This window comes from Chroococcidiopsis sp. SAG 2025 (assembly GCF_032860985.1).
Lineage (GTDB): Bacteria > Cyanobacteriota > Cyanobacteriia > Cyanobacteriales > Chroococcidiopsidaceae > Chroococcidiopsis.
Window position 1 is genome coordinate 925,702 of sequence record NZ_JAOCNC010000001.1, and the last position, 19,077, is coordinate 944,778.

General features: G+C 42.8%; 12 protein-coding genes and 2 pseudogenes. 7 read left to right on the plus strand and 7 right to left on the minus strand.

Annotated elements, in window-relative coordinates:
* Positions 1-95: 95 nt before the first annotated feature.
* From N4J56_RS04520 to N4J56_RS04530, 3 genes and pseudogenes are all read left to right on the plus strand, one after another.
* Positions 96-953, plus strand: coding sequence for a D-alanyl-D-alanine carboxypeptidase family protein (locus N4J56_RS04520; protein WP_317105359.1), 858 nt, complete (start codon positions 96-98; stop codon positions 951-953).
* A 240-nt stretch (positions 954-1,193) separates the two neighbouring features.
* Positions 1,194-1,652 (plus strand): GNAT family N-acetyltransferase, encoded by a 459-nt coding sequence (locus tag N4J56_RS04525; RefSeq protein ID WP_317105360.1) that lies wholly within the window; start codon positions 1,194-1,196, stop codon positions 1,650-1,652.
* A gap of 105 nt (positions 1,653-1,757) precedes the next feature.
* A pseudogene (locus tag N4J56_RS04530) lies at positions 1,758-1,892 on the plus strand (Uma2 family endonuclease); the annotation flags it as partial.
* Here the strand turns inward: N4J56_RS04530 and N4J56_RS04535 are convergent.
* The 5 genes from N4J56_RS04535 to N4J56_RS04555 form a co-directional block, all read right to left on the minus strand.
* Positions 1,892-2,770, minus strand: a complete 879-nt coding sequence (locus tag N4J56_RS04535) for a class I SAM-dependent methyltransferase (RefSeq protein ID WP_317105362.1) — start codon at positions 2,768-2,770, stop codon at positions 1,892-1,894. The pseudogene N4J56_RS04530 and the gene N4J56_RS04535 sit on opposite strands and share 1 nt — an antisense overlap.
* Before the next feature lie 20 nt (positions 2,771-2,790).
* Positions 2,791-5,193 carry a penicillin-binding protein 1C gene (gene pbpC, locus N4J56_RS04540; RefSeq protein WP_317105363.1) on the minus strand — a complete coding sequence of 801 codons (2,403 nt, stop codon included), beginning with the start codon at positions 5,191-5,193 and terminating at the stop codon, positions 2,791-2,793.
* A 209-nt stretch (positions 5,194-5,402) separates the two neighbouring features.
* Positions 5,403-6,335, minus strand: a complete 933-nt coding sequence (locus N4J56_RS04545; RefSeq protein WP_410500419.1) for an ABC transporter permease — start codon at positions 6,333-6,335, stop codon at positions 5,403-5,405.
* Between the two features lie 182 nt (positions 6,336-6,517).
* On the minus strand, positions 6,518-7,639 hold the full coding sequence (locus N4J56_RS04550) for a spermidine/putrescine ABC transporter substrate-binding protein (RefSeq protein WP_317105365.1): 1,122 nt from the start codon (positions 7,637-7,639) through the stop codon (positions 6,518-6,520).
* Positions 7,636-8,781, minus strand: coding sequence for an ABC transporter ATP-binding protein (locus N4J56_RS04555; protein ID WP_317105366.1), 1,146 nt, complete (start codon positions 8,779-8,781; stop codon positions 7,636-7,638). The genes N4J56_RS04550 and N4J56_RS04555 overlap by 4 nt, the downstream gene beginning before the upstream one ends.
* Positions 8,782-8,998: 217 nt before the next feature.
* On the opposite strand from N4J56_RS04555, the gene mrdA reads away from it, so the two are divergent.
* Together mrdA and N4J56_RS04565 are read left to right on the plus strand one after the other, a co-directional pair.
* The gene (gene mrdA / locus N4J56_RS04560; protein ID WP_317105367.1) at positions 8,999-10,798 is read left to right on the plus strand and encodes a penicillin-binding protein 2; all 1,800 of its coding nucleotides are present in this window, start codon (positions 8,999-9,001) and stop codon (positions 10,796-10,798) included.
* Positions 10,799-11,285: 487 nt separating this feature from the next.
* Positions 11,286-11,738 (plus strand): tetratricopeptide repeat protein, encoded by a 453-nt coding sequence (locus N4J56_RS04565; RefSeq protein ID WP_317105368.1) that lies wholly within the window; start codon positions 11,286-11,288, stop codon positions 11,736-11,738.
* A gap of 48 nt (positions 11,739-11,786) precedes the next feature.
* Here the strand turns inward: N4J56_RS04565 and N4J56_RS04570 are convergent, their stop codons facing one another.
* Complete coding sequence (locus tag N4J56_RS04570; protein ID WP_317105369.1) at positions 11,787-12,524, minus strand: zinc-dependent peptidase; 738 nt, start codon at positions 12,522-12,524, stop codon at positions 11,787-11,789.
* Between the two features lie 143 nt (positions 12,525-12,667).
* Positions 12,668-13,947, minus strand: a pseudogene (locus N4J56_RS04575) (IS4 family transposase).
* A 370-nt stretch (positions 13,948-14,317) separates the two neighbouring features.
* Between N4J56_RS04575 and N4J56_RS04580 the strand changes: the two are divergent.
* Together N4J56_RS04580 and N4J56_RS04585 are read left to right on the plus strand one after the other, a co-directional pair.
* Positions 14,318-17,212: an ATP-binding protein gene (locus N4J56_RS04580; protein ID WP_317105370.1), complete on the plus strand. Its 2,895-nt coding sequence runs from the start codon at positions 14,318-14,320 to the stop codon at positions 17,210-17,212.
* The gene (locus tag N4J56_RS04585) at positions 17,209-19,038 is read left to right on the plus strand and encodes an EAL domain-containing protein (RefSeq protein WP_317105371.1); all 1,830 of its coding nucleotides are present in this window, start codon (positions 17,209-17,211) and stop codon (positions 19,036-19,038) included. The genes N4J56_RS04580 and N4J56_RS04585 overlap by 4 nt, the downstream gene beginning before the upstream one ends.
* Positions 19,039-19,077: the final 39 nt, after the last annotated feature.

A 19,077-nucleotide genomic window follows, 5' to 3' on the forward strand; every position in this document is an offset into this window, starting at 1 on the left:
TTTACAAGATCGATACTTAGCCGTTAATCGGTCTTAAGTTTACAATTGCCAGTTGTAAACTTAAAGCTGGCGGGGCGAACAGTAAGGAGAGAGTTGTGGATAACGCTGACTTATCGAGAAAGCGACAAAAGCATTCAAATTCTGCAAATCGTCGATCGCCCGATGATATTCCAGAGGCTTTGCGGGATGCAACCCCTTCTAATTCTGGCACTTCACCTAATCGTGCTTCCAGTGGGAAGCCGATTTATTTAATTGGTGGTTTGCTGGCTGTAGGTGCGATCGCAGTAGGAGCTGGTTTATGGTACTTTACCTCTACCCCATCACAAAACATCACTCAACCTATACCTACTGTTTCTCCTAGTCCGACTGTTGCTAGCCCTGCAACACCACAAACACCAATAGCAGTCACTCCTTCTCCTGCTGACTCAGATAATCTTTTGGGACATTTACCTTATCAAGAAGCCCCAGAAGCAGAACTCGCACCAATTCTACCAGGGAGTTCCATGAGATTGCGTAAAGCCGCCGCTCAAGAGTTTCAGGCGATGGTACGAGCGGCTAGAGCTTCTGGGGTAAATTTAGTCCCGATTTCCGGTTTTCGTTCTACCAAAGATCAGCAGCATATCTATTTTGATATTCAGGCAGAACGGAGTCAATCTGTAACTAAACGTGCCGAAGTCAGCGCTCCTCCAGGCTACAGCGAGCATCATACAGGTTACGCCGTAGATATTGGTGATGGCAATACACCAGCAACGAATTTAAATACTAATTTTGAGAAGACGAAAGCCTTTAAATGGTTAGAAGCAAATGCAGCGCGATTTCATTTTGAAATGTCTTTTCCTAAGAATAATTCTCAAGGGGTGAGTTACGAACCTTGGCACTGGAGATTTGTGGGCGATCGCGATAGTTTAGAAACATTCTATAAAGCCAAAAATCTTAATTCTCGTAATCAATAGATAAAAATTAACTCATGATTTACTATACGTAAATTTTTAGTCAATAATTTTCTATTGAATAATCACTTTGAGATATTATACGGAAAACCTCTATATAAATATCCCGTATAGAATAGTTCTATGGAAAACATCAGTCTAATAAGGAGTCCGATCGCTTCGTTTTATTCGTTGGAGCAACAGTCTGAACACCACTTATTGATATCCAAAATAGCGTTTCCGAAAGGTCATTAGCACACAAAGATGAACGCGATTACCTATAGACTGCCGGAGCCAGGGGACGAACACCAAATCAGTGCTTGCATGTGGGCTTCTGCGGATCTCTGGGAACTTACAGATGGAACACCAGAAAGTGTTGCCGAATGGAAACAAATTTGTGACCTAGAAGAATTGAGAGGAAGAATCTTGAGTGGTGAGAAAACGCTAGTCGCTACATGGAATGGAATCGTTGTCGGTTTTATTGCATTTCGGAGAGGGAATCATCTATCGTTGTTGTTCGTCCGAAGAGAATTTGCTGGACAAGGAATCGGTAGAAAGCTATTCACTCGGTACAGTAAAGATCTTAATGAAATCACTGTTAATTCATCTGATGCGGCAGTAGGCTTTTACCAAAAAGTAGGGTTTGTCCAAAGCGGCGATCGCTTTTTCAAAAATGGGGTATGGGCAACACCCATGAAGTGGAATAAAATTGCGGTGAATTGAAATCACTAACGTATTTTTCGCAGCTTATTATCGATCGCTTTGCTTTTCAACTCAGAAACTATAAAATTGAACTAAATCGATCGCAAAATTCCGAGCAATTTTGCTATGAAAACGCTAGCCAAATGGTCTGTAGAAGACTATCATCGCACGATCGAAGCAGGCATTCTGCGCGATCGCCATGTGGAATTACTAGCAGGTGATATTGTTGACAAGAGTTCAGAAACACCGCTCCCTCACAGCTAAGATTCACAATTTTGACTTTTAACTTTTGACTTGCTGACTACTTTCCTCGCTGTCACCCCAATAGTTGAATAATAAATTGCCCATGACTGCGGATCTTCGGCAATTTGACAATACCGCTCGATATCTTGTTGCGTTGCTTTATCCGTAGCAATATATTTATCTGCTAATCGCTCGGCAGACATTTTCATCACTGTTGCAATTCCCGAACCACCAGGGGCTAAAGGAGTATCATTCTCTACAGATAAATCTTGCAAATTCATCTGTTGAAATATTGCAGGCAATCTAACCCCAAAAGCATAATCCATACCCCTGCTTGCAAACATTTGTGCGATCGCCTCATTCACCCGATTCATGGACTGACAAGCTGCTTCATTTCCCGCCACTGCTCTCGCAGCAGAAAAATCAGGTTCTTCGATAACAATCCATCCACTAGGTTTGAGCAAATCTAACATTTTTGCGAGAGCAACTTGAAATTCTGGAGTATGAATCAGCACGTAGCGAGTATGAATTAAATCGAAAGATTGACTCTCTAACACTACATGACGAATATCGGCTTCTATAACTTCTAGATTCGCTCTTTCGCTCTTGGCAACAAAACGAGTATTTAAATCGACAGCAACAACCTTACCATCGTCTCCAACAATTTCTGCCATCCATCGGGCGATCGATCCTGCTCCTGCGCCAACTTCAAGACAGCGCCAATTTGCAGCAATACCTGTTGCTTGAATTCGCTGACGGCTAGCTGGATCGAAGACTCGTTCAATTGCTTGGAGTCTTGCCAATTCTTTCAACTCAGTTTCTGTCAGTTCAAATTCATTGGGTTCATCTGTTTTCCAAGGCTGAGAATTAGCAAAGATGTATGTAGAGTCTGACATTTTCACCCCTGTAACTCTGATTAATTTTCGGTTGCACGACCAACAGAAAAACCTCGGCGTGTAGGTCTACTCTGTGCTAACTGTACTTGAAAACTGACGCGATCGCTCGTCCCATCGCTTTTGGCTTCCACAGTCCAGTTCCCAGGACGCAGCTTCCAAAAGAAAGCATCAGATGTCTGCGTTGCTAGTTTCTCACCGTTGAGCCACCATTCTACAGGTTTATCTGAAGTTGCAGCGAGTTTAAATTCAAGCCTTTGCTGGCTGTCACTCGCACCATGACTAGGGTAGAGGAGAAACAAAGCGCCGTTGGTAGGAGAGACAATTTTCAGTCCGCTCGTAACTCCAGGCGATCGCCCTTGGGTTGCCAACCATTCATCATACTCTCTAGGTAAGTTAAGACGATATTGCGGCTCTTTTGCTGTAGGAGAAGTTACCAGTTGATAAAAAGTATCGGGATGGCGATCGTATTCGTCCAAATCTTCTGGATAAAAATATTCCTGTACCACTGTCGGACAAGCAGGTGTAGGCTTCAATCCCGACAAAGCACAGACGGGACGTAAAACCAAACCAGATGGAGCAGGAAAAGCAGCAGGCTCTCTGTGTTCGTGCAAGTGCAACATAATCCGATTCCACAAAGGAGCCGCACCCATCACCCCAGATACCTGACGCATCGGTTCGCCGTTAAAATTGCCTACCCAAGTTGCAACTGTATAATCAGTCGTAAATCCTAACGTCCAGGTATCGCGAAAATTAGAAGAAGTCCCCGTTTTTACCGCAGCAGAAAAAGGCAAATTCAGCACCGAGTCTACTCCAAAAGATTTAGCCCGGGCATGGCGATCGCTTAATATATCAGTAACCAGTGACCAGTGACCAGTTATCAGTGGTAGTTGGTAATTGGTAATTGGTAATTGGTAATTGATGGTTGATTTCTCCTCTGCTCTCTTTCCCCGACTCCCGACTCCCGACTCCCGACTCCCGCTTAGTTCCATAGAATTTCTTGCCATAGTTACATAAGCACGGGCTAATTCCCACAGACTAACTTCACCGCTACCGAGGGTTAAGCCGAGTCCGTAATATTCCGGGGGCTGGTTTAAATGCTCGAACCCAAGTTGATACAAGCGTTGTAAGAAATTTTCCACACCAACTCGCTCCAAGACTCGCACGGCGGGAACGTTAAGAGAATTTGCTAGAGCAACGCGGACGCGCACGGGTCCTTGAAAGGATTCGCTATAATCTGTAGGGCTGTAAAGCCGCGCTCCAGGAATAGCATAGTGGGTAGGTACGTCTGCTAATACGGTATTTGGACGAATTAGCCGCTGTTCCAAGGCTAATTGATACAAAAAGGGTTTTAGGGTCGATCCAGGCTGTCGAAGTGCTTGCACGCCGTCGTTACGCCCCAATTCGGCATCGGCAAAGTAATCGGGAGAACCGACATAAGCTAAAACTGCACCAGAATGATTGTCGATAACTAAAGCAGCAGCATGGTGGACGTTGTGTAGTGCAAGGTGGCGCACGATCTGCTGGACTTGGACTTCTACAAATTGCTGCAAGGGACGATCTATAGTCGTCCGAATTTGGGATGGGTGTTGTTTGGGAAGTTGACTGGCTGCCCAAAACAGAAAATGCGGTGCAGCGATAATTCCCTGCCGTCGCGACTGAAGCGTAATTGCTTCTGTATTGGCTTTTTCTGCCTCAGCACGGGTAATATGTTTATCTAGAACCATGCGATCGAGGACGTATTTCTGTCGCCGTTTCAACCTTTCCCAACTATCGTAAGGATTCAGATATACCGGATTGTTGGGTATGGCTGCTAGCAGACTAGCTTGTGCTAGATTCAGTTCGGATGCAGGCATTCCCAGATATATACGGGCAGCAGCTTCTATACCGTAAATATTGCCACCCATCGGCAGACGGTTGACGTAAGCTTGCAGGATCTGATCTTTGCTCATCCCTGCGGCTAGCCGCCAAGATAGCCAAACTTCCTGAGCTTTCCCCCAGAAGTTGCGCGGTAAGGGTTCTAGCATCCGTGCTAGTTGCATAGTAATTGTCGATGCGCCGCTGACAATTCTTCTAGCTTGAATAGAAGTGACGATCGCCCGTCCGACTGCCTTTAAATCCAACGCTCCATGATGATAGAATTGCCCGTCTTCTGCTGCTAAAATTGCTTGGATAAACTGGGGCGAAACTGCATTCAACGGTACGGCTACAGTATGGTTGCGATCGCGAGTTAGTAAAGTTCCCAAAGGCAACCCGTGGCGATCGCTAAATTCAATTGCCTGTTGTTCCTGTACGATATCTTGGGCATGAATAGGCGCGAGATACGGTAAGCCACGGACAATTAGACAGATTAATATAAAAACAAAGATTCCCTTCTTCCAGGGAAATCGGGAGTCGGGAGTCGTAGGTAGGGGCGGGTTTAGCACAAGATTCACACCTTGAAACAATATATATCCGCTCAAAACCCGCCCGTACAGGAGTCGGAAGGACAAGGAGGACAAGGAGGGACAAGGGGTGAAGAGAGCTGAGGAGGCTGAGGGAGCGCAAGGTTGCTGAGGGAGCGTAAGGTTGCTGAGGGAGCGCAAGGTTGCTGAGGGAGAGAGGGCAATGACCAACTACTAACTACCACTGATAACTAGTCACTGGTCACTGAATTATTCCCGCCGTATTTAATTAATAGCGCGATCGCAATACTAACAGCTAATACCAACACCATACTTAACGCCGAACCAAATCCCCAGTTCTGGGTTGCGCCCAAAAACTGGTTGTAAATTAATCTGGCGATCGTCATACTGGATGCACCACCTAGTAACTCTGGAGCAATGAAATCGCCAATTGCCGTAATGAAAACTAACAGCGAACCTGCGGCAATTCCTGGTAAAGTTTGGGGGACAGTTACCTTCCAAAAGGTTTCAGCGGGATTTGCTCCTAAATCTGCGGCTGCTTCTAACAATCTCCGGTCTAATCTTTCTAGGGAGGCGTAGAGAATCAGTACCATATAAGGTAGCAAATTGTAACTCAAGCCAATCAAAACTGCCGTACTGCTATTGTGAATCTGGAGGCTGGGTAAACCAATACTGTTGAGCAAAGAGTTCAGCACGCCTGTAGGTCGCAAAATCGTAATCCAGGCATAAGAACGCAGTAAAGAGGATGTCCACAGAGGTAAGACAAAACCCAATAAAAGTAGAGTCCGCCAGCGTTGAGGAGTCAACAAAGCAATCCAGTAGGCGACGGGAAATCCTAATAACAAGCAAATAATAGTACTAGAGCTAGCTAAAAATAGCGATCGCCCCATCACTCCCATATACAGGGGTTGAAATACCTGAATATAGTTATCTACACCACTAGGATTGACGATATTTCCCGGGCGAAACCCTGGCACTAAACTCAGCTCAAAGATAATCAGCGTTGGTAGTACCAGCAACAATATCAACCAAATTCCAGCCGGAGTTAGAAAAATTACTGGTTCTAACCAATTCCACCGACGAGGATGTTTCGGTGGTAGCGGTGGCTCGGCATCCTGACTCGACGTTACATCGAGTTGAAGTGGTGACTTTTTTACAGACACAGTTTGTAGAAGGGAGTAGAGGTAAGTCAAAAGTCAAAAGTTAAAAGTCAAAAGTTAGAGGTCAACAGTCAAAAAAGTGACTGCAAATGACAATTGACCATTGACCATTGACCAATATCTATTCATACTTCATCCTTTTTCCTTTCTCCTTCTTCCTTCATACTTTCCTAACTTCCGATCCCCTAGCTGCTAGTTAGTTGTGTCCAGTAGCGATCGTAAACTGCATCAAAATCTCCTAAGGGGGAAATACGTTCGCATTTATTTAAGACCGATTCTGGAGGAAACAAATTGGTATCTTGGCGCAGTTGAGTTGGTAACTGTTCTAATGCAACTTGATTGGGAATGGCAACGGTTTGTCGCTGGCAAATTTCTGCTGCTACCGTAGGTTCCAAGTTGTAATTGAGCCAAGCATACGCAGCATCGAGATTGGGTGCGGTTTTGGGAATGGCGCTCGTATCCGTCCACAAGGACGTGCCACTGGCGGGAATGATATATCTGAGATTGGAGTTTTCCTGAGAAATTTTAATTCCATCAGTGGAATATGCCATCGCTAACACTAAATCCCCGGCGAGGATTTGACTGCGCCAAGCATCGGTATCAAATGCAGCAATACTGGGTTTGAGTTCTCGTAACTTCTTGTAAGCCTGTTTAATTTGCGACTCATCTTTGGAATTATAGGAATAACCCAACATTCGTAAAGTTGCGCCCATGACTTCCCGCACGTCATCAATTAAAGTCATGCGTCCTGACAATTGCCGACTATTTTTCCACAAATATTCCCAATCTGTAGGTGGTTCTTTTAACTGCTGGGTATTGTAAACAAATCCAGTTGTTCCCCAACTCATGGGAATACTGTGACGATTTTGCGGATCGTAAGTCGGATTTTGAAATTGGGGGGCAAGTCGGTCTAAACCTTGGAGTCGCGAACGGTCGAGTTCGTGGAGCATTCCCATTTCTATCATTCGCCTTACCATATAATCGCTAGGATAGATGACGCTGTAATTTCCTCCTCCTCCCGCTTGTAACTTTGCCAGCATTGCTTCGTTTGATTCGTAGATATCTGCAACGACCGGTGCTTTGAACTGAGCAGTAAAGTTTTTAATTAGTTTGTCATCTGTATACTGCGACCAGGTATAGACAAATAACTTGTCTGTTGGACTTGCTGGTGCTGCTGCCTGTTGGACTCCTCCCTGTCTCCAGCCACAACGGGTGAGAGCAAGTCCAGAAAATGCTGGTACTGAGATGTGAATAAATCTGCGTCTCGATCGAGACAATTTTCGTACTGGCTGATGGTTTGTGTTCATTCGCTTCCACTGGCTTTTAAAGCTATACAGTCACGAGTCGCCCAACGAACGTAGATCGGTATATCAGTGTCTGATAAGGTATTACCTGTATTTGGTTGTAAGACTTTAATGCGATCGCCCGTGTCTAATTCTACTAAGTAGTGAACGTGAGTTCCCAGGTACATGACGTGTAGGAGTTTACCAGCAAAACAATTCGTGCGAATAGTAGGACGTTCCAAGCTCAACTCGATTTTTTCTGGGCGCACGCTAACCATCACTGGAGCAGAAGTTGCAGTTGGTTCTGTATAGTCATGTCTTTGCACGACAATTTTTAATCCCTTCTGACTATCAACCTGGAGAGTCGAGCGATCGCTATGCACGATTTTCCCGGCTAATAAGTTAGTATCGCCGATAAAATCAGCTACAAATGCCGTACTCGGATATTCGTAGATTTCTTTGGGAGAACCAATTTGTTCGATCTTGCCACGATGCATCACAGCAATGCGGTCTGATAAAGACAGGGCTTCTTTTTGGTCGTGGGTGACAAAGATAAATGTCACGCCCAAATTTTGATGCAGATTGGATAATTCTACCTGCATTTCCTGACGTAGTTTCAGATCCAACGCTGCTAAAGGCTCATCTAACAACACGACTGCCGGACGATTGACTAATGCCCTTGCCAAGGCAACTCGCTGCTGCTGTCCGCCTGAGAGTTGGGTGGGAAAGCGCGATCGCATCGTCTCCATCTTGACTAATTTGAGTGCGGCTTCCACGCGGCTATTCAGTTCCACCCGCGAGAGTTTTTGCAACCGCAACCCAAAAGCAATGTTATCCCACACATTTAAGTGGTTAAACAAAGCATAGCTTTGAAATACAGTATTGACGGGGCGACGATAGGGCGGAACGCGATTCATCTGTTCACCCTGAATCAATACCTTTCCCGCGTCCGCTCGTTCAAATCCAGCAATTAAACGTAACGTTGTCGTTTTGCCACAACCAGAGGGACCGAGAATACTAAAAAATTCTCCTCGACGAATATTTACGTCGATCCCGTTTACGGCTAATTCTTGATGAAAAAACTTATAGACATTTTGCAGCTCAACATCAAGCAGCGATGCACCGACTTTTCCCCCTGTATACCGTGTTGCAGTTCGAGCCGTCATCCGTATTGTCCCAGGTAATATATTTTATCTTCCAGTCTGCACGGTATTTTGTCGAACTGCCAATAAATTTACTTGTCACCGCTATTAGCTGAGCGAACGCTCATTCCAATTGATTAAAATGAGATCGATGAAGGCTGCTTTGTCTGAGCGCGATCGCCTCAGTTGTGGGTAACTTAGATCTTAAATGCTACCGCGCCAATATCGTAAATCCCACCCCATGAAAATCATTTATCCCGCCTATGGCAGCAAGACGAAAACGACCCGCACTGTCGGGCGTAGTTTCCAAGCCTTAGTGTTAATGCTAGGGATTACTGTTGCCATGTTTGGTGGGATTGGCAGTCGGCTGGCATATTTACAGCTTGTTGAAGGGACTCGCAATCGTCAATTGGCGGACAATAACCGAATTCGATTGATTCCCAAACAGCCAGAGCGGGGCAGTATCTTCGATCGCAAAGGCAGAATTTTAGCAACTAGTCGTCTGTCTCATTCCGTTTACATTTGGCCTATGGCTCCCAAAAAACCGGAATGGGACAGTACTAAACAACGGCTTGCCCAAATTTTACAAATGCCAGCCGCCGAAATTCAACAACGCATGGATAAAGCCGGGGTGAATTCTCCTAGCTTAATTCGCATGGCACGAGATATCAACCCCGCCCAAATTACGGCTTTGGCAGAATACAAAAATCAATTAAAAGATGTAGAAGTTTACATCGAACCGATTCGCAGTTATCCCAACAGTCAAATCGCCGCCCACATTCTCGGTTATACAGGCGAGATGAATGACAATACATTAGCTGAGAAACGTCAAGAAGGCTATCGCCTCGGAGATGTCATCGGACAAATGGGAGTAGAAGCAGCCTTTGAAAAGCAACTGCGGGGTGAATGGGGCGGACAACAGGTAGAAGTTGACGGAAAAGGTAGGGTTTTACGATATTTAGGCGAGAAAAAGGCAAGATCGGGTCAGAACATTCATTTAACGATCGATCTAGAGTTACAAAAAGCCGCCGAAAAAACTTTGGGCGATCGCCAAGGGGCGATCGTTGCCCTCGACCCCCGTACTGGCGGAGTGTTAGCAATGGTGAGTCGTCCTACCTTCGACCCCAACGTATTTTCTAAACGCATCACCCCCGCCGTGTGGCAGAGTTTGCAAAAGAAAGATCATCCCTTTGTCAACCGCGCCTTAAGAGGTTTCCCCCCTGCCAGTACGTTCAAAATTATCACTGCTACAGCTGGTTTGGAGTCGGGGAAGTTTTCGCCTAAAACGCGATTGCAAACCTATGGTTGCATGAACATTGGTGGTACGAGATTCTGCGATTGGAATCTTGCCGGATTTGGCGTACTCGATTTTCCTGGGGCGTTGGCTTGGAGTAGCGATACATTTTTCTATCAAATCGGTCGGGGAATTGGCGGACCAACTCTGATTGAATGGACGCGGAAATTTGGGTTTGGGCGCAAAACGGGCATTGAACTCGCACCAGAAGAAGCAAAAGGGTTAGTTGCGGATGATAAATGGAAGCGAGCCAACTATGACTTACCTTGGAAGGTAGGAGACACGGTAAATATGTCCATCGGTCAAGGGTTTTTGCAAGTTTCTCCCTTGCAAGTCGCCGTGATGTTTGCCGTTCCTGCTAGTGGTGGCTACCGGATCAAACCGCACTTACTGCGAGATAACGAGGAAGCGAAAAAGTGGCGGGAGTCTTTAAATATCAAACCAAGCACCGTGCAAATCGTCCGTCAGGGATTGCGACAAGTCGTAGCTAGCGGAACGGGTAGGGCATTAAATTCTCCTACCATTCCCCCTGCTGCTGGTAAAAGCGGTACGGCGGAGACCTATAAGAAGAAATCTCACACTTGGTTTGGTGGTTATGCCCCATACGATAAGCCAGAAATTGTGGTCGTAGCGTTTGCCGAACACTCCGGTGGCGGTGGTGGAAAGATTTGCGCCCCAATGGTGTTGAAGGTTATGGAAGCATATTTTCATGGGCAGAAGGCGAAGGGAAAAGTTGTAAGTCGGTAGGGGCGGGTTTGGAAAACCGCCCGTACGGGAGTCGGCGGTCAGAATTAACTACTCAGATTTTGTACGTTTACGTACAGACAATTTTGGCTTTTTTAGTTAAATGCTGTGGATGTTTCTGCTAGTCCTGAGAGATTTGGGAGTTAGTGTATAGACATTTAGATAAAGCTTTTTTAAGTATCGAAACGATATGTGCTAAAAATCTCAATACACAAGTTAAAATTCTTTTTGGAATGAACGCGGTGTTACTGTAAATGTTGAGTATATGAGTTCCACTCGGGCATTGGATAGGTCATAGTTGCGATCGCTCTTTAACAAAAGTTCATAGTGGTTTCAGTATTTTCTCTAAACTTGACAGAGAGAAAATGAAATATGTTGATTTATGTAGCAAAAATAACTTTTTTGATGTTTGAACCGAACCTTGAGATGCAAATGTAAGTACTTACTGTTTTGTTAAAAACTTCAAACCCGCATTTACTAAATAACTTTTATGACCGCAACGACTAATAATAAATTGACCTCGATCGATCAATTTCCATCTGCTGTTGAAGTTGCTAAGATTTGGCAGCAAAAGGGGACTCAGTTAGCCAATTTAGGTAAACATACAGAAGCATTGAATTACCTAAATCGAGCCATAACAATTTATGAGGAAAATCCTACTGCTTTAGTGATGCGAGCAGTTGTATTTATTCATTTAGAACAATATGAAGCAGCGCTGACAGATTGCGATCGCGCTTTGACAATCAACCCTAAAGACAAACAGGCTTGGTTATTTAAAGGCGTAGCTTTAAATTATTTAGGGCGTTACGAGCAGTGTTATGCTAGCTACGATCGCGCCTTGGGAATCGAACGGCGATCGTTTGTTCACAGATTAGTACAAGTGTGGAAGGGCATTTTTGGTGTTGGTCGTTCTGACACCGCAGCTATGACTTCTTCTACTTGAAAGCTAGTAGGGTGCGTTAAATAACGCACCTTACAAATTGCGATCGATTTAAACCCACTGCACGGGATCGAGTTGATAATAACTTTGTAATAATTCGTAAAGTGCTGAATGCTGTTTCTGTAATTGGTGCGGTTTTTCAAAAAAAGTTTCTGTAGCGACGGCAAAAAACTCGGCTGGATTTGTCGTTCCATAGCTATCCATAACAGTTTTTCTACCTCGTTGTACGTCATGACAAAGTTGCTGATACGCTGCTGTCATCACCTGCATCCAAATCGGATAATCTAATTTTCGTGACAAAATGGGTACGCCTTCAGCTTCACCATCTTCCTGGTCTAACTGATGGGCAAACTCATGCAGTACGATATTGCGACCATCTTGCCAGTTACGAGTATCGTATTGTACCTGTTCCCAAGATAAGACTAATTGGTCATTCGTCCAAGACTCTCCCAATCTTGCCACGCGCTTTTCTTCTACAATATAACTTCCAGTTTTTGCGATCTCATTGACAAAATACGTCCTGGGATAGATGAAAATAGAGCGCAACTTTAAAAAGTATTTGCCTCTTTCATTGAGTAAAAGTAAACAAGCAACAGCAGCGATCGTTATTTTCATTTCTTCTGTCACTAGCAAACCATTACAACCAATAAATTGTTTTTCTGCTAAGAATACTTGAATGTGTCCTTGCAAGCGCTGGCGATCGCCTTTGGAAAGACAATAATAAATTGGTAAATTATTTTCAATTACTGCATTCCACAGTATAGGAAAAGGAAGCTGCTTATATTCCAATACGGTTCATTTAAGGCTACGCTGTGCTGAGGATAAAGAAAATAGGAGGATTGGTTCGGGAGGGGGTGGCTCGATGTCTTGGCTTTTTGAGCGAAACTTGGATACAGGTTTTTACAACTCTGGGATTGGTACGAGAAACTCGTTCAGGTAACAGAGTGTCTAAAATCTCTACAGTTAACCAACTTAAAAAAGGGGAGTTCTTGTGATTGCAAGCGTTGAAATTTCGGGATAGCACGACGAATAACTCGCAATGTCCCAGTGAAACTCAGACGCAAAGGAGTGATACCCGCGCTCTTTGCAGCTTGAAACATCAATAACCGCACAGCCCAGTGTCCTAACAACCACCCGTAAACTTCCTGCACAACTTCACGCGGTTTTGAGAGCGAATATGAGTTTTTCGTCCTGATAAATGTACTTTGAGTTCATCAATAGTATTTTCTACTTCCCAGCGTTGATGATATTCAATCGCCAGTAGTTGAGCCGGAAATTTCTCCAATTCCAATAAGCTGGTAATTAAGCGATATCTTAGTTGTTCCTCTGGGTTGTCGGTATTACCAATTGTGTATTCAATCACTCGGACTTGTATGGGCTGGCAAGCTTTTGAGCGGAATTTAGCAGGTGGATAAATCCAACTCAGATAAGAACCATCCGCCAGTGGTTCTTCGCACAAAAACTTGACATTTGCGGGAATTCTTCCTAAATAATCGCTACCAGTTGTGACAGTTGCTTGCACCATTGCATAAGAATGTAACCCTCTGTCCCACATCAACAACATCCCTGAACTCACGGAGCGTAATAATCTTAATGCCCGCACTCGTTTCTCCTATTCGATATGGACACATCAATGCATCAAAGATTAAATGTGTTCCTGCTTCTACCAAAATGACTAATCGCAGTTTGGGAAATGCGGCTTGTGTGCCAGGACGGCTGCTCGGACGACCAAAAACTCTCGCATTTTCATCGCTGTCTGGCAGATCGAAGCAAGTCCGATCAATTACCACAATTCGCAATCCATTGAGAAATGCTCCTTTGGTATCGGTGCTAGCCATTGGTCGCACCAGTTGATGGAACAATTGACTCATCACCCTTGGACTTAATCGTTGTCGGGCTTGCGTTATTGCTGATTTACAAAAACTCGCCAGTATTTCCCCACTTTCACCCATGCTTCGCTCAGCCCATCAATTAAGTTTTTCAGCACATCTCTCATCGAATCTCGTGACCACAGACTCATCGCAATTACCAAACAAATTACCAATTGTGCTGGTAACGAGCGTTTACGTTGTTCACAAACTTTAGTTTTAGCGATCGCTTGCTCGATCTCCGTGGATGGGATGGCTGCCTCTATCGCTTTGAACACATCACTACTTTGTATCGTAGGAGCAACAATGAGAAATCCTTCAGATGCACTACACTCACTTTCCATTCTTGGGAACAATGCTTAATTTACAACACTTTGAGCCTTAACTGAACCGTAGTGGCTTATAGTAACGGCGACGTTTTTTTATTAGAATAGGATGAATGAAAATCCCAGCAATAATGAAGGCGATCGCGATTATAATAGTTAGTGTTTCTATCATAAAGTTACAATAGTAGTCTCAATTCTTGCATTTTCAATTCTTTCAAATAACCTAATCATACATTAATTATTTTTATAAAAAATAGTATTTAATTACACAGATAGATGGATATCGCATCTTACTCTGACTAATGTTATTTTAAGAACATTTTTGAGCAATTTAATGCTAGGAAGCTCATTCCTTCACTCTTAATGCTCGTACTCTCAGTGGATAACTATGAAATTGTTTAGCCCAATCGCATCACCACAAGAGCAAGATATTCCGAGAGCTAAAAGCTTTAGAGGACTGCCACTACGATTAGTCTTAGTATTACCTTTTGTGTTACAAATTGCCGGTGCGGTAGGGTTAGTAGGCTACCTTTCTTTTAAAAACGGTCAGCAAGCAGTTAACGTTCTTGTCGATCGCTTAATGGATAAAAGTAGCAACTTAGTGTCCGAACATCTCGATAATTATTTAAAAACTCCTCAAAGACTCAATCAAATTAATTTTCATGCAATTGAGTTAGGGTTATTGGATTTAAAAGACTTTAAAACCGCAGGACATTATTTTTGGAAGCAGCTACAAACTTATCCAAAAGTAAGTTACAGTGCCTATGCGCTGACCACGGGAGAATTTGCTGGTGCTGGAAGATTTTTAGCAGGACAGGGAGTTACCATAGATGAGCTTTCAGCTGCTACCAATTGGAAAAGCTACACTTATGCTACAGATAGTCAAGGTAATCGTAACAAATTAGTAGCAGTATACGATGACTACAAACCTCTGACAGAATCTTGGTATCGGGATGCAGTCAAAGCAGGCAAACCAACATGGAGTTCAGTAGCTAACTGGGACGGCGAAGATTTAGCTGGATACATATCCATTAATGCCATTAGACCTATTTATAACAAGCAAAAGCAACTTGTCGGTGTCATTGGAGTCGAGCTACTTTTAGCTAATATTAATGATTTTTTACAGCAACTAAAAATTAGTCCATCTGCCAAAACTTTTATTATTGAGCGCGATGGTTTGCTGATTGCTTCCTCTAGTACGGAAAAACCTTTTACTCTAGTTGATGGTGTAGCTAAAAGACTTAGCGCCCTTGATATCAATGACGTTCAAATTCAAGCAACAGCAAAGTATTTAAAACAAAATTTTGGAGATTTTCAAAGAATTAAAGGTGAACAAAAACTAAATTTTGAATTACAAGACGAACTTCAGTTCGTTCGCGTAGTCCCTTGGCAAGATGAATTTGGGTTGAATTGGTTAGTTGTAACTACCATACCCGAATCAGATTTCATGGCGCAAATTCATGCCAACAACCAAACAACATTTTTTCTCTGTTTTTTAGCATTATTAGTAGCGGTTTGGTTGGGGTTAGTTACCTCGCGTTGGATTACTCAACCAATTCTACGTTTGAGTAAAGCCTCTGCGGCGATCGCTCAAGGAGATTTGAACCAACACGTAGAAGTCAAAAGGATCGCTGAACTAGGAGTATTGTCGCGTTCTTTCAATGAGATGGCGCAACAATTAGAAGCATCCTTTGCTAATTTGGCTCGAATCAATCAGGAACTCGATCGCAAAAACCGGGAATTTGTCCGAGTCAACAAGCAATTGGATAGAGCAAATCAAGAATTAGCAACAGCTAACGATGAACTCGAACTACGGGTTGAGAACAGAACTATAGAACTACAACAAGCTAAAAATGCGGCAGAATTAGCCAATCGCGCTAAAAGTGAATTTTTAGCAAATATGAGTCACGAACTACGGACTCCTCTCAACGCCATCCTCGGTTTTTCCCAATTGATGAATCGAGAACCTTCTTTAAGCAATCGGCAACAGGAAAGCCTCAGAATTATCAATCGGAGTGGCGAACATTTACTTTCACTGATCAATGACGTATTAGATTTAGCCAAAATTGAGTCAGGAAAAATGACTCTTTATTCCACTGACTTCGATTTATATGCCTTATTAGATTCGATTAAAGAGATGTTGATACTACGAGCAGAATCTAAAGGATTACAGTTGACAATCGAGCGCAGCCACAATCTACCTCAATATATCAAAACTGATGAGAAAAAACTGCGGCAAGTTTTAATTAATTTATTGAGTAATGCAATTAAATTCACTTGGGCTGGCAGCGTTACTCTCCGAGTAAAATTAGCAGGCGATCGACAACTCACAACTAACAACCAACAACTAATTGCTCTTGACTTTGAAGTTGCCGATACTGGTGTAGGTATTGCTCCGACAGAAATTGATAAATTATTTGAAGCATTTGTACAAACAGAAACAGGTAAACAATCTCAACAAGGAACTGGTTTAGGCTTATCTATTACTAAAAAGTTTGTCGAACTGATGGGAGGAAAGATTACTGTTAGTTCCGAACTAGGAAAAGGTACAGTTTTTCAATTTGATCTCCAAGCTTTAGCAAGCGAAGTCAGCACAACTATCAATCGAAATAGAACTCAAAGGGCTATTGGAATCCAACCAAACCAACAGAAATATCGCATCTTAGTAGTAGACGATCGCTGGGAAAATCGCCAGCTCTTACTAAGATTATTACAACCAGTTGGTTTCCAAGTTAAAGAAGCAGCTAACGGACAAGAAGCGATTGAAATGTGGCAGCAATGGCAACCGCATTTGATTTGGATGGACATGCGAATGCCAGTCATAAATGGTTATGAGGCAACTCAACAGATTAAATCTCATCTTCGAGGACAAGCTACCGCAATTATTGCCCTCACAGCCAGCACACTTGAAGAAGAGAAAGCAATTATTCTTTCAGCTGGTTGCGATGATTTTGTCCGCAAACCTTTTCCTGAAGAAGTGATTTTTGATAAGATGGCTCAATTTTTAGGCGTGCAATATATCTATGAAGAGATTAGCTCTGAAAGTGTTTCTGAGGCTTCAACTGTGGAAAAATTAACACCGGAAGCTTTAACAGTTATGTCAAATGAATGGTTAATGAACTTCTCAGAAGCTGCGGCTTTAATTGACGAAGAACAGCTCGCTCAATTAGTATCTCAAATACCAGAAGAATATCAAGCATTAGCTCAATCTATTCAACAAGAAGTTAAGGAATTTAATTTTGACCGGATTATGAATTTTGCTCAAGCCGCAGCTAGTTTATGAATAACGCTCAGTTAAATTATAATTATGCCAATATTTTAGTTGTTGACGATACTCCTAATAATTTAAGAGTTTTATCTACAGCTTTAATAGAACGAGGATATAAAGTGCGTTGTGCTAAAAATGGCGCTATGGCATTAATTACAGCTAAAAAAAATCCGCCTCATCTCATCTTGTTAGATATTAAAATGCCAGAAATGGATGGCTATGAAGTTTGTAAAAGACTGAAGTCGGACGGTTCAACTGATAATATTCCCGTAATTTTTTTAAGCGCGTTAGATGATGTTTTTGATAAAGTTAAAGGCTTTGCAGTTGGTGGGGTAGATTATATCACAAAGCCATTTCAAATTGAAGAAGTCGTAGTTCGCATCCAACATCAATTAGCCTTACAAGCCGCAAAAGCAGAAATTTTTCAACTAAATCTTGAATTAGAACACAAAGTTCGACAAAGAACTCTACAATTAGAAGAAGTTATTAACCAACGAGACCAAGAAATTGCCAAGCATAAACGAACCCAAGAAAAACTATTTTATCAAGCTTTACATGATGCTCTAACAGGTTTACCCAATCGGACTTTGTTCATGGAGCATCTGCAAAAGGCTCTACATCGTATTACTAGAAATAAAGATTATTTGTGTGCCGTTTTATTTATCGATCTCGATCGCTTCAAAATTATTAATGATAGTTGGGGACACGCTGTTGGCGATCGCCTATTAATTGCGATCTCTCATATGCTGAAAGAATGCTCGCGCGAGGTTGATACTGTGGCGCGTTTGAGTGGAGATGAGTTTACTATTTTATTAGAAGATCTACAAGATATTCAAGACGCGATCGCAATTGCCGAACGATTGTTAGAGAAACTCACTGCTCCAATTTATTTAGGTGAATGTAAAGTCTATATTGGTGCTAGTATTGGTATTGTTTTTGGTTCAGTAGCTTATCAAACTGTAAATGAGTTGCTGCGGGATGCTGATATTGCCATGTATCGCGCTAAAGCTTTAGGAAAAGGACGTTATGCAATCTTCGATCGTGAAATGTACGACCGAACGTTGCATCTTTCACAACTAGAAATAGACTTGCGTTATGCCTTGGAACGTCAAGAGTTTCTATTACATTATCAACCAATTATCTCTGTCGCAACTGGGAGATTGACGGGTTTTGAAGCCTTATTACGCTGGCAACATCCAAAAATGGGATTGATCGATCCAGGAGATTTCATTGAGATTGCCGAAGAAACTGGCTTAATTGTACCGATTGGTGAATGGATTTTACAGGAAGCTTGCCAACAGTTATATATTTGGCAGCAAAAATTTGCTACTACATCTTTATATATTAGTGTCAATCTTTCCAGTAAGCAAATTCAGCAATTCGATCTAGTAGATAAGTTAGCTAAAATTCTAGATCGTACTGGGTTAAATGGAAAAAATCTCAAGTTAGAACTGACTGAAACTATGCTGATGGATCGAGGAGAAAAGACGATCGAACTTCTCTTCCAAATTAAAGAGCAAAACATTCAACTCAGTATTGATGATTTTGGCACGGGATATTCCTCTTTAAGTTATTTACACCGTTTTCCAATAGATGCACTGAAAATCGATCGCTCTTTTGTCAGTCCGATTGACGCGGAAGGAAAAAATTGTGAAATAGTGAGGACAATTATTACTCTAGCTCACACTTTAGGAATTAAAGCGATCGCCGAAGGAGTAGAAACATCTCATCAACTAACTGTATTAAAAAAGTTGGGTTGTGACGAAGCGCAAGGGTATTTCTTTGGTACGCCCGTAAACTTTCAGCTAGCAGAAGCGATTTTAGCTAAAAACGAGCGATAGTAATTTCTGCTAGCGAGCCAGCTATGAGCAATCCTTAGC

Excerpts from the sequence above, each read along its gene's own strand:
- N4J56_RS04585 (WP_317105371.1), top strand. The coding sequence starts at position 17,209 with ATGAATAACGCTCAGTTAAATTATAATTATGCCAATATTTTAGTTGTT.
- N4J56_RS04580 (WP_317105370.1), top strand. The coding sequence starts at position 14,318 with ATGAAATTGTTTAGCCCAATCGCATCACCACAAGAGCAAGATATTCCG.
- N4J56_RS04550 (WP_317105365.1), bottom strand. The coding sequence starts at position 7,639 with ATGAACACAAACCATCAGCCAGTACGAAAATTGTCTCGATCGAGACGC.
- N4J56_RS04555 (WP_317105366.1), bottom strand. The coding sequence starts at position 8,781 with ATGACGGCTCGAACTGCAACACGGTATACAGGGGGAAAAGTCGGTGCA.
- N4J56_RS04565 (WP_317105368.1), top strand. The coding sequence starts at position 11,286 with ATGACCGCAACGACTAATAATAAATTGACCTCGATCGATCAATTTCCA.
- N4J56_RS04535 (WP_317105362.1), bottom strand. The coding sequence starts at position 2,770 with ATGTCAGACTCTACATACATCTTTGCTAATTCTCAGCCTTGGAAAACA.
- N4J56_RS04525 (WP_317105360.1), top strand. The coding sequence starts at position 1,194 with ATGAACGCGATTACCTATAGACTGCCGGAGCCAGGGGACGAACACCAA.
- mrdA (WP_317105367.1), top strand. The coding sequence starts at position 8,999 with ATGAAAATCATTTATCCCGCCTATGGCAGCAAGACGAAAACGACCCGC.